At 69.7% G+C, this 14,764-nt stretch carries 12 protein-coding genes; 8 read left to right on the forward strand and 4 right to left on the reverse strand.

Features of this window, described 5'->3' with window-relative positions:
- Positions 1 to 31 precede the first annotated feature (31 nt).
- Positions 32 to 829, forward strand: coding sequence for an electron transfer flavoprotein subunit beta/FixA family protein (locus tag D7Y15_RS11470; protein WP_121752576.1), 798 nt, complete (start codon positions 32 to 34; stop codon positions 827 to 829).
- Between the two features lie 41 nt (positions 830 to 870).
- Positions 871 to 1,836 carry an electron transfer flavoprotein subunit alpha/FixB family protein gene (locus D7Y15_RS11475; RefSeq protein ID WP_120577278.1) on the forward strand — a complete coding sequence of 322 codons (966 nt, stop codon included), beginning with the start codon at positions 871 to 873 and terminating at the stop codon, positions 1,834 to 1,836.
- Between the two features lie 93 nt (positions 1,837 to 1,929).
- On the opposite strand, the gene D7Y15_RS11480 is transcribed toward D7Y15_RS11475, so the two are convergent.
- A complete protein-coding gene (locus D7Y15_RS11480) occupies positions 1,930 to 2,481 on the reverse strand; it encodes a cytochrome c oxidase assembly factor Coa1 family protein (RefSeq protein ID WP_120577279.1) in 552 nt (183 codons plus the stop codon).
- Positions 2,482 to 2,594: 113 nt separating this feature from the next.
- On the opposite strand from D7Y15_RS11480, the gene D7Y15_RS11485 reads away from it, so the two are divergent.
- From D7Y15_RS11485 to D7Y15_RS11500, 4 genes are all read left to right on the forward strand, one after another.
- Positions 2,595 to 3,572, forward strand: coding sequence for a GNAT family N-acetyltransferase (locus D7Y15_RS11485; protein ID WP_172814847.1), 978 nt, complete (start codon positions 2,595 to 2,597; stop codon positions 3,570 to 3,572).
- A gap of 87 nt (positions 3,573 to 3,659) precedes the next feature.
- The gene (locus D7Y15_RS11490; protein WP_368667332.1) at positions 3,660 to 4,580 is read left to right on the forward strand and encodes a DMT family transporter; all 921 of its coding nucleotides are present in this window, start codon (positions 3,660 to 3,662) and stop codon (positions 4,578 to 4,580) included.
- A 63-nt stretch (positions 4,581 to 4,643) separates the two neighbouring features.
- Positions 4,644 to 5,618, forward strand: coding sequence for an MBL fold metallo-hydrolase (locus D7Y15_RS11495; RefSeq protein ID WP_121752578.1), 975 nt, complete (start codon positions 4,644 to 4,646; stop codon positions 5,616 to 5,618).
- Between the two features lie 36 nt (positions 5,619 to 5,654).
- Complete coding sequence (locus D7Y15_RS11500) at positions 5,655 to 6,269, forward strand: MOSC domain-containing protein (protein WP_120581594.1); 615 nt, start codon at positions 5,655 to 5,657, stop codon at positions 6,267 to 6,269.
- Between the two features lie 13 nt (positions 6,270 to 6,282).
- On the opposite strand, the gene D7Y15_RS11505 is transcribed toward D7Y15_RS11500, so the two are convergent.
- The 3 genes from D7Y15_RS11505 to D7Y15_RS11515 all read right to left on the reverse strand — a co-directional run bounded on the left by D7Y15_RS11505 (position 6,283) and on the right by D7Y15_RS11515 (position 11,114).
- Positions 6,283 to 7,860 carry a DUF3943 domain-containing protein gene (locus D7Y15_RS11505; RefSeq protein ID WP_121752579.1) on the reverse strand — a complete coding sequence of 526 codons (1,578 nt, stop codon included), beginning with the start codon at positions 7,858 to 7,860 and terminating at the stop codon, positions 6,283 to 6,285.
- A gap of 70 nt (positions 7,861 to 7,930) precedes the next feature.
- Positions 7,931 to 9,358 (reverse strand): DUF3943 domain-containing protein, encoded by a 1,428-nt coding sequence (locus D7Y15_RS11510; RefSeq protein ID WP_233604901.1) that lies wholly within the window; start codon positions 9,356 to 9,358, stop codon positions 7,931 to 7,933.
- A gap of 280 nt (positions 9,359 to 9,638) precedes the next feature.
- Positions 9,639 to 11,114 carry a pentapeptide repeat-containing protein gene (locus tag D7Y15_RS11515; RefSeq protein ID WP_167548061.1) on the reverse strand — a complete coding sequence of 492 codons (1,476 nt, stop codon included), beginning with the start codon at positions 11,112 to 11,114 and terminating at the stop codon, positions 9,639 to 9,641.
- A gap of 44 nt (positions 11,115 to 11,158) precedes the next feature.
- On the opposite strand from D7Y15_RS11515, the gene D7Y15_RS11520 reads away from it, so the two are divergent.
- Both D7Y15_RS11520 and D7Y15_RS11525 read left to right on the forward strand, forming a co-directional pair.
- Complete coding sequence (locus tag D7Y15_RS11520) at positions 11,159 to 12,121, forward strand: RluA family pseudouridine synthase (protein ID WP_120599148.1); 963 nt, start codon at positions 11,159 to 11,161, stop codon at positions 12,119 to 12,121.
- A 30-nt stretch (positions 12,122 to 12,151) separates the two neighbouring features.
- Entirely contained in the window at positions 12,152 to 14,725 is a 2,574-nt protein-coding gene (locus D7Y15_RS11525; protein WP_120581069.1) for a penicillin-binding protein 1A, read from the forward strand.
- Positions 14,726 to 14,764 lie beyond the last annotated feature (39 nt).

Raw genomic sequence — 14,764 nt, forward strand, 5'->3', positions numbered from 1 at the left:
TCCAAACACTCCCCACTGAGGAGAGCCCGCCGTGAAGATTCTCGTCACCGCCAAGCGCGTGGAAGATCCCGAGTCGAAGATCAAGGTGAAGCCGGACGGCTCGGACATCGTGAAGGAGGGGTTGAAGTACAAGATCAACCCCTTCGATGAAATCGGCGTGGAAGAGGGCCTGCGCCTGGCCGCGGCCCATGGCGGCGAGGTGGTGGTCGTCTCCATCGGGCCCAAGGAAGTGCAGGAGCAGCTGCGCCACGCGCTGGCCATGGGCGCGCACAAGGCCGTGTGGGTGAACCACACGGGCCCGCTGGATCAGCTGGGCATCGCCGGTCTGCTCCAGAAGGTCGTGGAGCTGCAGAAGCCGGACGTCGTCCTCCTGGGCAAGCAGTCCATCGACGACGACCAGAACCAGGTGGGCCAGTACCTGGCCGAGTTCCTGGGCTGGGGCCAGGCCACGTTCGCCTCCAAGGTGGAGTCGCTGGAGAGCGCGGAGGAGAAGGCCAAGGCGCCGGCGGTGAAGCTGACCGCGGACAAGAAGAGCGTCCAGGTGGTGCGTGAAGTGGACAACGGGCTCGCGACCGTGGAGGTCCAGCTGCCCGCCGTCGTCACCACGGACCTGCGCCTGAACCAGCCGCGCTACGCCAGCCTCCCGGGCATCATGAAGGCGAAGAGCAAGCCCATCGAGGAGCTGACGCCGGAGAAGCTGGGCGTGGACGTGGCCCCGAAGATCCAGGTGCTCAAGCTGGCGTCGCCTCCGGCGCGCAAGGCGGGCATCAAGGTTCCGGACGTGGCCACCCTGGTGGAGAAGCTGCACAACGAGGCGAAGGTCGTCTGACCGCGCTCCCAACCCTTCCAACGATTCCGGAGACAGACACCATGTCCATCGTCCTCATCGTCGCCGAGCAGCAGCCGGACGGGAACCTGCGCAAGGCCTCCCTGAACGCCATCGCCGCGGGCAAGCAGCTGGCCGACAAGGCCGGCGCCGAGCTGCACCTCGTCCTGTTGTCCAAGGACCCGTCCAAGCTGGCGGAGGAGCTCAAGGGCTCCGGCGCCAAGGCCATCCACACCGCCGCCGCTCCTGAGTTCGAGCACTACCTCGCGGAGGTCTACGCCCCCGTCATCGCCGGGCTGGCACAGGAGCTGAAGGCCACCTTCGTGGGCGCGGCCTCCACGGCGCAGGGCAAGGACCTGCTGCCGCGCGTCGCCGCCCGGCTGAAGGCCGCCATGGCCACCGACATCACCGCCATCAACGGCGGTGGCGCGGACATCACGTTCACCCGTCCCATGTGGGCCGGCAACGTGTTCGCCGAGGTGAAGCTCAACACGCCGGTGCAGGTCATCAGCATCCGCGCCACGGAGTTCTCGGCGGTCGCTGGCGCGGGCGCGTCCGCCGAGGTGAAGTCCTTCCAGCCGAAGCTGGAGGCCTCCAAGACGAAGTTCGTGTCCTTCAACGAGGTGAAGAGCGCCCGTCCGGAGCTGACCGAGGCCAGCGTGGTGGTGTCCGGTGGCCGCGGCACCAAGGGCGACTTCAAGGAAGTCGAAGCGCTGGCGGACCTGCTGGGCGCCGCGGTGGGCGCGTCCCGCGCGGTGTGCGACGCGGGTTGGGTTCCCAACGACCTGCAGGTCGGTCAGACGGGCAAGGTCGTCGCGCCGAAGCTGTACATCGCCGCGGGCATCAGCGGCGCCATCCAGCACCTGGCCGGCATGAAGTCCTCGAAGACCATCGTCGCCATCAACAAGGACCCGGAGGCGCCCATCTTCCAGGTGGCCGACTACGGCCTCGTGGACGACCTCTTCAAGGTCCTGCCCGCGCTGCGCGAAGGCATCCAGAAGCTGAAGTAGTCCGCTTCCGCCGTCCTGACGGCGGGGCGTGACACCGTGGGGCGCGTCACCGGGACATCCCGGGGCGCGCCCTTCGTCATTTCCGACGGAGCCCTACAGCTCGATGTCGGTGTCGGGCTTCTTCTGCGCGGGCGGCTCCGACGGCTCGGCGTCTTCCGGCTCCAGCTCGTGGGGCACCTCCGGCTCCGGCGGCTCGGCGGAGGGCTCGCCCGTGTCGAGCAGGTCGATGCGCTGCCCGTCCTCCACCTGCACGTAGAGGGTGCGGAAGATCCACGCCTCGCCGTTCTTGTCGGCCACGGCGTGGAGGTTGCCGTCCGCCTTGGGGCCGTCCAGCGGGACGGTGAACTCCGCGTGGGTGCGGCCGTTGCGGGTGCTCACCTGGGTGTTGCTGGGGAAGCCCGGCTTGAAGGTGCCGCCCAGGGCCTGCTGCACGTGCGGATCCTCCTGGGCCTCCGCGATGGCGTCCGTGTACGCGCCCATGTCCTTGAACGACGAGTAGCCCCAGCCCACGGCGATGGCCGCGACGCAGAAGCACGAGCCCAGCATCCCCAGACAGCCCACGGGCACCGCCCACTTCCAGTTGCGGCTCCACCACCCCTGGCGGGGCACGGGTGCGTAGTCACCCTCGGGCATCGTCGGCGGCATGGGCCCTCCTGGCCTGGACCTGGGGCCGTGTCATAGCCGGTTCCGGACGAAGCGGGGGTGGGGCCTGCACCGGGGACGGGTTTCGGGGGCGCCTTCATGACAGAGTGGGTGTCATGCCCTCTGGTGGCGTCTCGACGGCCGAGCTCGCGGACCTGCTTGCGGCGCTGCCCTTCGGCCACCGGCTGTGGGTGCGCGGCATGGGGCGGTGTCTCTACCCGCTGCTCCGCAGCGGGGACGCGGTGCGGCTGTTGCGCTGCGGACCGGAGCGGCTGGCGCGCGGGGACGTGGCGCTGGTGCGGCACGGGCCCCGGCTGGCCGCGCAGGTGGTGCTCTCCACCCAACCCTGGGTGACGGAGTCGCTGTTGGGCGGCACCGATGTGGCGGGCGGGGAGCTGGTGGGGCGCATCGTCGCGCTCAAGCGCGGGCGGTGGGTGATGCGGCTGCCCCGGCCCACCCGGCCGGCGCTGTTCCTCTTGCAGCGCACCCTGTCTGGCGTGTGGACGCAGCCCGCGTCCCGGGCGGTGTTCCGCCACCTGCGCGACCTGTTCTCCGGGTGGACGAAGCCGCTGCGCCGCCAGTTCGTGGGCCCGCTCGAGATCCGGCTGGTGCGCCCGGACGACCTGGACCCGCTGCTCGCCTTCGCCACGGAGCGGCTGGTGGTGTCCGGCACCTTCCTGCGCCGGCAGCTGCGCGACCGCTGGGGCCTGCCGCAAGACAGGCGCGTGGGCGCGGCGGCGGGCGCCTTCGACGCGCAGGGGCACCTGCTCGGCTTCGCGTGGGCGGACGACTACCACCAGGAGGGACTGTCACTGGATGGCTTCTGGGTGCGCTCGCTGGTGGTGTCTCCCAAGGTGCGGCGCATGGGCGTGGCCACCGCGCTGGTGCGGTGCCTGGTGGAGGAGATCCACCGGCAGGGCGCGGACCGGCTCCACGCGGACATCGACGAGGACAACACCGCCTCCCTGCGGACCTTCTCTGGCCTGGGGTTCCGCCCCGCGCCGGACGCGCTGACCGTCGCCACGAACCAGCAGTGGGACGCGGCTGGGGGGAGCAAGCGACTGGTCGTGCTGGTGCGCCCGCTTCCCGTCTGACGCCCCACGGGGGTTGCGCTTCTCCGGTGGCTGGGCCAAACGGCTGGGAGTCCTGCTTCATGCCGTGGGCGGGGAAGGGTGGATCCGGTGTCTGAAGGGCGTGAGGGTGCGCAGTGGAAGGCGGACGGAGCGCTGGTGCTCCTCACCGTCTTCTGGGGCCTGACGTTCGTGGTCGTGAAGGACGCGCTCGCGTTCGCGGACCCCTTCACCTTCCTCACCCTGCGCTTCGTGGTGGGCGCGGCCGTGATGGCGCTCATCGCGCGCGGGCGGATGTTCGCGCCCGGCATCGTTTCCAAGGGACTGCTCCTGGGCGTGGTGCTGTTCGTGTGCTTCGTGCTCCAGACGGTGGGGCTGACGGACACCACGCCGTCGCGCGCGGCGTTCCTCACCGGCCTCAACGTCCTCTTCGTTCCGCTGATGTCCATGGTGCTGCTCAAGCGCATGCCCCGGTGGGGCACCGCCGTGGGCGTGGTGCTGGCGGCGGTGGGGCTGTACTGGCTGACGCGGCCCACCGAGGAGGCCCTGCCGGGAGACCTGGGGGGCTTCCGCCTGGGGGACTGGCTGTCCGTCGGGTGCGCGGTGGCGTACGCGGGCCACATCCTGCTCACCGAGCGCTTCGCGACGAAGGACAACGCGGTGGGCCTGGTGGCCGTGCAGTTGGTCGGCGTGGCGGTGATGTCCGCGCTGTGCCTGCCCTTCGTGGAGCGCAAGCTGGAGTGGACCCCGCCGCTCGTGGGGGCGGTGCTCGCGTGTGGCGTGCTCGCGAGCGCGGTGGCCATCCTGGTGCAGACCTGGGGCCAGGCGCGCACCAGCGCGGTGCGCGCGGCGCTCATCTTCGCGCTGGAGCCGGTGTTCGCCTCGGCCTACTCCGTGGCGGTGGGCCGCGAGGTGCTGGGCCCGAAGGAGTGGCTGGGCGGCGCGCTCATCGTCGTGGGCGTCTTCGCGTCGGAGCTGGGCACGGCGGTGTGGGACGGATGGCGGGCACGGGGCCGCACGCCCGCCGCCTGAGCATCCGACGCGGCCCCGGCAGGAGCACGAGCGGCCGGGCCGCGTTATGACAGCGCCCATCCCATGAGCGTGGAGCTGAGACGCAACGGCCTGCACCTGACGGGCACGCCCCTGTCGCTGGACGCGAAGCGCAAGTCGCCGCTGTCCTTCGTCAGCCACGGGCACTCGGACCACATCGCCCGTCACGAGAGCACCATCGCCACGGCGGCCACGCTGCGCTTCATGGCCCACCGGCTGGGGCCCGTGGCGGCCCCGCTGTCCGTGCCGTTCCGCCGTCCGTTCGAATTGGGCCCGCTGCTGTTGGAGCTGCTGCCCGCGGGCCACATCCTGGGCAGCGCGCAGCTGCGCGTCACCCGCGCGGATGGCAAGCGCATCGTCTACACGGGGGACCTCAACACCGCGCCGTCGCTCACCGCGGAGGCCACGGAGGTCGCGACCTGCGACACGCTGGTCATCGAGTCCACCTTCGGTCATCCGCGCTACCGCTTCCCGCCGCGCCCGGAGGTGCTGGGGCAGGTGGAGACGTGGCTGCGCGCGCAGCTGAGCCGGGGCGTGACGCCGGTGCTGTTGGGCTATCCGCTGGGCAAGAGCCAGGAGGCGATGAAGCAGCTGGCCCTGCGCGGCTTCCACCTGGTGGCGCATCCGTCCATCTTCGAAGTCGCGGAGCTGTACGCGGAGCTGGGCGTCCCCATCGAGAACCTGCGCCGCTACGACGGCCGCGTGGAGCCGGGCGAGGTGCTCTTCTTCCCGCCGCACCTGGCGCGGGGCGGGGCCCTGGCGCCGCACTGGCCCCGGGCGACGGCGGTGCTCACCGGCTGGGCCATGGACCCCGGCGGCGCGCGGCGCTACGGCGCGGACGTGGCCTTCCCGCTGTCGGACCACGCGGACTTCCCGTCCCTCATTCGCTACGTGAAGGACACCGGCGCGCGGGACGTCATCACCTGCCACGGCTTCGCGGAGGAGCTGGCGCAGGCGCTGCGCGACGCGGGCACGGACGCCCGCCCGCTGGGCAAGCCGCAGCAGATGACCCTGTTTTGATTTTGTCGCGGCCGCGTGTTGGAACGGGCGCCCGATATGCCCACTCCTGCTCCCTCGCTGACCGGACACCTGGCCAACGTGCTGCTGTGCACGGACGCTGAACCCAAGCGCTTCGTCACCCGGGAGGTCCCGGAGCTGAGGGTCACCTTCGAAGGCATCGAGGGAGACCGGCACGCGGGCCTCACGCGCAAGGCGGACGTGCGGGTGCCGTGGTTCCCCAAGGGCACGCTCATCCGCAACACGCGGCAGCTCTCCATCGTGTCGCGCGAGGAGATGGTGGAGGTGGCGCGCACGCTGGGCGTGCCCCACGTGCTGGCGTCGTGGCTGGGCGCGAACCTGGAGCTCGTGGGCGTGCCCCGGCTGACGCACCTGCCTCCGGGGACGCGGTTGTTCTTCCCGGAAGAGGCCACGCTGGTGATGGAAGGGGAGAACCTGCCCTGCGTGGGGCCGGGCCGCGTGATTGAAGCGCACCACCCGGACATGAAGGGCCTCGCGGGCCGCTTCGTGAAGGCCGCGTGGCAGAAGCGCGGGCTGGTGGGCTGGGTGGAACGCCCGGGCCTCATCCGCGCGGGCGACGAGGTGCGCGTGATGCTTCCGCCGCCGGTGACGTACTCGCTGCCCTCCGCGCCGTCGTCGGAGGCGGTGGGCTGAGCGTCCCCTGCCTTCAGTGCAGGGACAGGAAGATGCGCAGCTGCCAGGTGTCCTTCGTCACGGTCGGGAAGGAGTCGAAGCGACTGTGGCGCCGGAAGAAGTTCAGCTGCGAGCCCATCCCCAGGTTCTTGTACACGGGGAGGTCCACCTGCAGCTGGGCCTGGTGCACCCGGTGCGCGCCGCCCGAGCCGTCCACCACCAGCACGTGCAAGGCGCCCGCCTCCAGCGTGACGACCTCCCAGTCCTCGCGCAGGTACGCCATCTGGAGCTGGAAGCCCAGGCCGGGGCCGTAGTCGTAGTCGCGGCCCTCGTTGCCCTCGCTGTCGGTGTGCTCGGAGGTGACGCCGGTGAGGAGGCTGCCGTCCACGAGCAGCGCGGTCCTCAGCCGGGAGCGGTTGAGGAACCGGTGCTCGTGCAGCAGGCCCGCGTCCAGGGACTGGCCGCCCACTTCATATGCGAGCGTGTCCGTGTAGCCGAGCTGCTGGAGCAGGCCCAGGCGCAGCTCGTCGCGCTCGGCGCTCCAGAGCGTGGACTTCACGAGCAGGCCCTGCAGCCGCGCGTTGGTGACGAGGCTGGTCTCCCGGGTGGTGAACTGGACGCGCGCGTCGAAGGCGTCGAAGGGGCGGTGGAAGTCGCCCCGGTACATGTCGCCGTAGCGCAGGGCGCCCTGGATGAAGAACTGATCCTCGCCCCAGGCCAGGGACTTGCCGTCGCCCAGCTTGAGGTAGCCCAGCGAGGCCCAGCCCGCGATGTCATCCGGCCACCACTCCGTCGGCGAAGGGCCATGGTACGAAACGTCGCCGCGCACCACGCGGTTGATGCCGCGCATGGGGCTGATGACGCCGGCGGTCAGCTCGCGGACGAAGCGCCCGCGGCCCCGGGCCTCCGTGTCCAGCACCAGCGAGGACAGCCGGTAGAGGGCTTCGCCCATGGCCACGCCGCCCACGGTCGTGTTGATGAGATCATTGGCGGAGGGCGGCTCGTTCTCCGCGAACAGCTCCCACTGCAGGCTGCCCAGGAAGGTGAGCGGCACCGCGGCCGCGAACGGCAGGCCGTTGTCGCGCGCGGCCGTGTAGTAGAGGCTGCCGTGATACGGGTGGGCGAACTGGTTGGTGGAGAAGCCGTCCTGGTCCCAGACGAAGCCCGTGCGGAAGTTCTCCTTCCATACGGACGGGGAGATGTACGCCCAGTCCTTGTTCGCGATGTACCGGTCGTACGTCCAGACGACCAGGTTGATGGCGGTCACTTCCCCCAATGCAATCCACGGGTGGGGCCCGGGGTTGTCCCGGATGCTGTCCTCCTTCAGCGGCGCATCCTCCGGCAGCGAGGGGCTCTGCTCGGCCGCGGGAGGACAGGGGGCCCACTGGGTCTCCTGGCCGGGCGAAAGCCGCGCCGCGCAGAGGGCCATGACGTTGGACGGGACGGAGCGCACCATGTCCTGTGGCGAACCGTCCGCGGACGCGACGCAGGCGCGCAGGGCGCACGCCAGCGCCACGCCTCGCGGCAGCCACGGCCCCCGGAGTCCGCCGCGCCATGCCCCCCGCCCGCCGTACCCCATCCGGTCCGCCCGCACCTCCGCGCACGGCCCCATGCCGCGCTTCCGGAAGGTAAGCAGCCAGATGTTGGAAAGCGCCCCCGGGTCTCATCCTCGAGGGCGACGGCTAGTAGTGCACGGAGACGAAGACGCGCAACTGGTACGCGTCTTTCAGCACGTCCGGGTAGGTGTCGAAGCGGCTGTGGCGGTGGAACCAGTTCAGCTCCGAGCCCAGCCCCATGTGCTCGAACACCGGGATGTCCGCCTGGAGCTGGCCGGTGAACACCTGGTGTGAGCCGTCGGATCCGTCCAGCACCACGATGTGGGAGGTGCTCGCCTCCAGCGTGACGACCTCCCAGGCGCCGCGCATGTACGTGAGCTGGAGGTTCAAGCCCAGGCCGGGGCCGTAGTCGTAATTGCGGCTCGCCTTGCCGCTGTGCTCGGAGGAGATGCCGGTGAGGATGCTGCCGTCCACGAGCAGCGCGGTCCTCAGCTTCGAGCGCGCGTTGAAATGGCGCTCGTGCAGCAGGCCCAGCTGCAGGGACTGTCCGCCCAGTTCGTACGCGTTCGTGTCCACGTGGCTGATCTGCTGGAGGAAGCCCAGGCGCAGCTCGTCCTTCTCCGTCTTCCAGAATGACGATTTGGCGATCATCCCCTGGAGCCTCGAGTGGCTGATGAGGCTGCTCTCCGCCGTGGTGAACTGGACCCGCGCGTCGAAGGCGTCGAAGGGGCGGTGGAAGTCGCCCCGGTACATGTTGCCGTAGCGCATGTCGAGCTGGAGGAAGAACTGGTTCTCGCCCCAGATCAGCGGCCGGCCGTCGCCCAGCTTGAGGTAGCCCACGGCCCCCCAGATGGACAGCTCGCGCGGCCGCCACTCCGAGGGCGTGGGTTCCTGGCGCGTCACGTCGCCGCGCACCACCCGGTTGAAGCCGCGCACGGGGCTCATGCCGGCGGCGACGAGCTCGCGCACGAAGCGCTCGCCGCCCCGGGACTCCGTGTCGAGCACCAGCGAGGACAGCCGGTAGAGCCCCTCGCCAATGGCCATGCCGCCCACGGACGTGTTGATGAGATCATTGGCGGACGGCGACTCGTTCTCCGCGAACAGCTCCCACTGCGCGCTGCCAAACAGCGTGAAGGGCAGGGCGGCCAGGTAGGGCACGCCGTTGTCGCGCGCTGCCGTGTAGTAGAGGCTGCCGTGGTACGGGTGCGCGAACTGGTTGGTGAGGAAGCCGTCCGCGTCCCAGACGAAGCCCGTGCGGAAGTTCTCCTTCCACGTGGACGGGCTCACCCGCGCCCAGTCCTTGTTCGCGAGGACCCGGTCCCACGTCCAGACGAACAGGTTGATGGCGGTGATCTCCCCCACCGCGAGCCACGGGTGGAACTTCTTCCGGGACGCGTCCTCGCGGACGGTCTCCTCTTTCAGCGGGGCATCCGCTGGCGGCGAGGGCGGCTCGGCCCGCGCGGGAGCGTCAGGGGGAAGGGGAGGGGCGTCCTCGCACCGCTCCTCCTGGGCGAAGGCAGGCCCGCCCAGCAGCAGGCCGCAGGCGAACAGCACGCCACCCAGAGGCCACGGACTTCCCTCTCCGCAGTGCCCCCGTCCGCGCCTGGCTCGCCCCATATCCCGCCCGCCGCACCCTCGCTCGCGGTGCCACGCCGCGTGCCCTGAAGGTAGGGAGCCAGGCGCGGGATGAAACCCCGCCTCCCCCGGGGATGAGAGAGGCACGGCTTCCTGCACACAGGCGGCGCACGACATGAAAAGGCCCGGCGGGATGCGCGCGGGGCGCTCCGACCGGGCCTTCTCCTGCTTCAGCTCCCGCGCCGCGGGAGGTGGGGCACTACGCCTCCGGCGACTGGACGATGAGCTTCTCCTTGCCGCACACGTCGCACCGCACGTGCACGAACAGGTCGTCGTCGCTCTCCTCGGGCACCTCGCCCTCGGGCACGCCCAGCTCCGCCTTGCCCAGCGCCGGCACCTTGGCCGGGATGTCCTGCGCCTTGAGCGACTGCACGTAGGTCATCTCGCGCTCGTGGCACTCGCGCACTTCCGGGCCGGACAGCCACTGCGGCTCCATGCCCTCCGGCAGCCGGCTGAGCAGCTCCAGGTTGGTCACGGACTCCGCCAGGTACGCCAGGCGGCGCAGCCGCGCCTCTTCCGGCAGGGCCGCGAACACCTGGAAGCCCTCCAGCAGCGTCTGCCGGTCCTCGCCCGTGGCCGCGTTCGCCAGCTCCAGCGACGCGTCCGCCGACTCCAGCGCCTCGTCCCAGTTGTTCTCCGGGTTGAAGCCCGCCTCCAGCAGCGACGAGTACAGCTGCGCGGCCGCCAGCCGGCGACGCACCTCGTGCAGGTGCTCCACCACCTCGTGCGTCAGGCGCAGCTCCAGCAGCGCCCCCGTGGTGCGGGGATCCACGGAGCCCGTGAGGTCGTCCACCTCCACCTCGGTGCGCAGCTCCGCCTTGAGCTGCTTCGCCGCGGCGAAGCGGAACAGGGGCAGCACGCCCACCTCGCGCAGGTACACCGCCGCGACGTTGGCCTCCTTGCCGCCCATGCGCAGCGCCTTCTGCGCGCGCTCCACCGCGCCGGGGTCCGCCGCGGGCTTCTTGTTCTCCAGCCGCGTCTTCACCGCCTCGCGGTACAGGGTCTCCAGGGAGCTGCCCGGCGGCAGCCGCTGCGGCAGCAGCGGACGCAGGCCCGGCACGTCCAGCACCCAGAGCGGGGGCGCGCCCACGCGCTTGAGGGCGCGGAAGAAGAGCGAGCCCGGCGGATCCTGCGGCCGGAACGGGGGCAGCTCGTCCGGGTGCGGGGAAGCCGCGCCGTCCATCGCGCCGCCCAGGTGCGACTGGCCGAGCATCTTCTCGCGCTGCTCACGGGTGAACGCCGTGATGCCCTGGACCGGCGGGGGCGGGGGCGGCGGGGCTTCCTCGCCGTCCAGGCCCGTCACGCGGTCCATGTCCACGTCGTCCATCTCCAGGTCTTCCAGACCCTTGGCGCCCGTGAAGTCACAGCGCAGGAGCTTGAGCTTCTCGAAGACACAGCCTTCCAGGTTGGCGCCCCGGAAGTCGCAGTCCTGGAGGCGGCCCCCGTGGAAGTAGGCGTTGGTGAGGTCCGTGTCCCGGAAGTTCATCTTCGACAGGTCACAGCGCTCCCACTCGGAGCCCACCAGCTCCAGTCCGGAGAGGTCGGCGTTGGCGGAGAACAGCTGCGTGAACGTGGCGCCCGTCTGGCCGGTGGGCGCCTGGCCGGACTTGCGCAGCTTGTTCCATTCGGCGGAACCGTTCTGCAGCAGCTTCTCGATAGTTGGGGCTTTCGGCATGGACCGCGAATTATTCGTGTGGTCTGGTCCAGGCGCCAGCACAAATGATCGAGTACCGAATCGAAGCCGACACAGTCGGGATGCGGCTGGACAAGCACCTGCGCAAGCGGATGCCCAACGTCCCCGTCAGCCACCTCTTCAAGATGATCCGCACCAAGAAGGTGCGAGTGAACGGCAAGCGCGCGCAGCCAGAGCAGTTGCTTGTCGAAGGAGACGTGCTCACCATCCGCGGCACCGAAGAGCAACTCACCCTCGCGGAGCGTCCGAAATCGGACCGTCCGCCTCCCCCGCCACCACCGGTAGACCCCTCCCGGCTGGTCATCCTGTTGGAAGACGACTGGCTCATGGCCGTGGACAAGCCCAGCGGAATGGCCGTCCATACCGGTAGCGGCATCACCGGGGGCACCCTGGTGGACTACGTCCGCGCCTACCTGGGCCCCAAGGCCACCCGCAACGACTTCACCGCCTCACCCGCCCACCGCCTGGACCGGGAGACCTCCGGCGTCATCCTGGTGGCCAAGCGGCGCCCGGCGATGGTGCATTTCACGGAAATCTTCACCCACGGCCACCCGAAGAAGCGCTACCTGACCCTGGTGAAGGGGAAGATGCCCAAGGATTCGGGTGTCATCGACCTGCCGCTCGCCGAGCACCAGCAGACGGCCGAATCCAAGGCCCGTCGGGGAGTGAACATGCAGGAGGCCGTCACCCGGTGGAAGGTCGTGCGCCAGTCGAGCGAGGCAGCCCTCCTCTCCTGCACCATCGAGACCGGGCGCACTCATCAGATAAGAAGACACCTGGTCGCCGTGGGCCACCCGGTGGCGGGTGACAAGAAGTACGGAGACTTCGCCTTCAACCGCGACGTGCGGGCGCGCTGGGGGCTCAAACGTCTGTTCCTGCACGCCGAGCGCATCGAATTTCCGCACCCCGAGGATGACAGGAGGGTCGTCGTGGAGACCCCCATGCCATCCGAATTGACGGACGTGCTGAAGCGGGCGGCGCTCCTCTAAGCCTTGAGCCCAGGACTCGACACGACACGCATGGCCGACCCGAAGATTGACCGCAGCCGCTCCAAGCTGGTGCTCGACGGCGTTCCGCCCAAGCGCAACATCCTCTTGCGCTTGATGAAGCTCGTCGCCGTGCTGGGCCTCATGGGCGCCACCGCGGGCGTGCTCGCCGTCGTGGGCGCCTACTACGTCTTCTCCGACGGGCTGCCCGCCATCCCGAAGGTGGACGAGTACTGGCCGCCCATCGTCACGGAGGTCTACACCGACGACGCCGTGCTCGCGGGCGAGTTCTACAACGAGCGGCGCAAGGTGGTGCCCTACGAGCGCATCCCCAAGCGGCTGGTGCAGGCGTTCATCGCCAGCGAGGACTCCAGCTTCTTCGACCACTTCGGCGTGGACGTGCTGGGCACCACGCGCGCCGTGTCCAAGACGGTGATGACGAAGCTGGGCCTGCGCGCCGGCGGCGTGCAGGGCGGCTCCACGCTCACGCAGCAGACCGCGAAGGCGGTCCTCATCTCCGCGGAGGGCTACAAGGAGGCCACCGCGAAGACGCCCAAGCGCAAGATTCGCGAGGCCATCCTCGCCTTCCGGCTGGAGCAGGCGCTGACGAAGGAAGAGATTCTCTACCTCTACCTAAACAACGTCTTCCTCGGGCACCACAGCTACGGCGTGCAGAGCGCGGCGGAGAACTACTACCGCAAGGACGTGCGCGACCTGACGCTGGGGGAGATGACGCTCATCGCGGGCCTGCCCCAGGCGCCCAGCCGCTACTCGCCCTTCCTGCGTCCGGAGGCCGCGAAGAAGCGCCGCTCGTACGTGCTGGGCCGCATGCTGGTCGAAGGCATGATCTCCAAGGCCGAGCATGATCAGGCCAACGCGGAGCCCGTGAAGGTGTACCCGGTGGAGGACGTCTTCCACGAGTTCGCCCCGTACTTCGTGGAGCAGGTGCGCAAGGACGTGGTGGACCGCTACGGCAACCCCGTGCTGCTCAAGGAGGGCCTCAAGGTCTTCACCACCATGGACAGCGAGCGGCAGCGCGCGGCGCAGGACTCCGTGCTGGACGGCCTGATGTCCGTGGACAAGCGCCAGGGCTGGCGCGGTCCGGTGATGCAGCTGGCCACCGAGCCTGAGCGCAGCGCCTTCATCGCCAAGGCGAAGAAGGCGATGGGCAAGGAAGAGCTCGTCGAGAACCGCCTCTACATGGGCGTCGTCACCCGCATCGACGACGACGGCAAGGGCGCGGACGTGCAGGTGGGGCCGCACCAGGGCCGGCTGCCGCTGTTGGGCATGCGCTGGGCGCGCAAGGTGAACCCGGAGAGCTACTACCCGGCGAGCATGATCACCTCCGTCAAGAAGGCCGTGGCGGTGGGTGACGTGGTGGTGCTTCGCAACGTGGTGAAGAAGGAGCTCACGGACGACAAGGAGCAGTGGGACAAGAAGCTGGCGGAGGACATCCCCGAGGAGGGCGTGAAGCTCTTCCGGCTGGAGCAGACGCCGGAGGCGCAGAGCGCGCTGGTCTCCATCGACCCGCATCGCCAGTACCTCACCGCGATGGTGGGCGGCTACGACTTCGACGACAACGAGTTCAACCGCGCGTTCCAGGCGTGCCGTCAGCCGGGTTCGTCCTTCAAGCCGTTCGTGTACTCGGCGGCGCTGGAGCAGCTGAACTGGACGGAGGCCACCGTCATCGTGGACTCGCCCATCGTGGAGCACGACCCGGACAACAAGGTGTCGTGGAAGCCGGCCAACTACAGCGAGGAGTTCGTGGGTGACGTGCTGCTGCGCACGGCGCTGGTGAACTCCATGAACATCCCCGCGGTGAAGACGTTCGGCGCGGTGGGCGTGCACAACATGTCGGATTGGTCCAAGAAGCTGGGCCTGACGACGCCCATGAACATGGACTTCTCCGCGGCGCTGGGTTCGTCCTGCGTGTACCCGTTCGACCTGGCCAGCGCGTACGCGACCTTCAACCGCTACGGCCGCAAGAAGCCCACGTACTTCATCCGCAAGGTGGAGGACCGCTTCGGCCGCACGCTGGAGGACCACACCGCGTTCGACGACGCGTGGGCGCCGCTGCAGGACCGCGTGGCCGCGGGCTACGCGCGCCTCTTCGAGCCGGGCGAGCAGGTGATGAGCGCGGAGACGGGCTTCATCCTCACGCACCTGTTGCGCGGCGTGGTGCTCCAGGGCACCGGCGGTCCCGCGCAGAAGCTGGGCAAGCCGGCGGCGGGCAAGACGGGCACGACGAACGACTCCTTCGACGCGTGGTTCGCGGCCTACACCAAGGACCTGGTGACGGTGGCGTGGGTTGGCTACGACCTGAATCCGCACCCGCTGGGCCGCTACGAGACGGGTGGCCGTGCGGCGCTGCCCATCTGGCTCAACTACATGAAGCGCGCGCTGGAGGGCCGGCCCCAGTCGGAGTTCTACCCCTGGCAGTCCATGCAGCTGGCGCGGCTCTACATCGACAAGAAGACGGGCAAGGTGTCCAGCCCCGGAGCCAAGGGCGCGGAGCTGATGTTCTTCAAGAAGGGCACCGAGCCGAAGGAGGCCGTGCCCGACAAGAACCAGGTCGGCGTGGACCAGTTCATGATGGGCGCGCAGTAGCCCGCGCGCCTCGTCGACTCAGCCTTGAGAGCAGTGCCC

The sequence above is a fragment of the Corallococcus sp. AB030 genome (assembly GCF_003668965.1).
Classification (GTDB): Bacteria; Myxococcota; Myxococcia; order Myxococcales; family Myxococcaceae; genus Corallococcus; species Corallococcus exiguus.

Bases quoted from the DNA above. Each gene is read 5' to 3' on its own strand.
- D7Y15_RS11525 (WP_120581069.1), top strand. From the start codon at position 12,152: ATGGCCGACCCGAAGATTGACCGCAGCCGCTCCAAGCTGGTGCTCGAC.
- D7Y15_RS11505 (WP_121752579.1), bottom strand. From the start codon at position 7,860: ATGGGGCCGTGCGCGGAGGTGCGGGCGGACCGGATGGGGTACGGCGGG.
- D7Y15_RS11500 (WP_120581594.1), top strand. From the start codon at position 5,655: ATGCCCACTCCTGCTCCCTCGCTGACCGGACACCTGGCCAACGTGCTG.
- D7Y15_RS11495 (WP_121752578.1), top strand. From the start codon at position 4,644: ATGAGCGTGGAGCTGAGACGCAACGGCCTGCACCTGACGGGCACGCCC.
- D7Y15_RS11515 (WP_167548061.1), bottom strand. From the start codon at position 11,114: ATGCCGAAAGCCCCAACTATCGAGAAGCTGCTGCAGAACGGTTCCGCC.
- D7Y15_RS11475 (WP_120577278.1), top strand. From the start codon at position 871: ATGTCCATCGTCCTCATCGTCGCCGAGCAGCAGCCGGACGGGAACCTG.
- D7Y15_RS11485 (WP_172814847.1), top strand. From the start codon at position 2,595: ATGCCCTCTGGTGGCGTCTCGACGGCCGAGCTCGCGGACCTGCTTGCG.
- D7Y15_RS11480 (WP_120577279.1), bottom strand. From the start codon at position 2,481: ATGCCGCCGACGATGCCCGAGGGTGACTACGCACCCGTGCCCCGCCAG.
- D7Y15_RS11520 (WP_120599148.1), top strand. From the start codon at position 11,159: ATGATCGAGTACCGAATCGAAGCCGACACAGTCGGGATGCGGCTGGAC.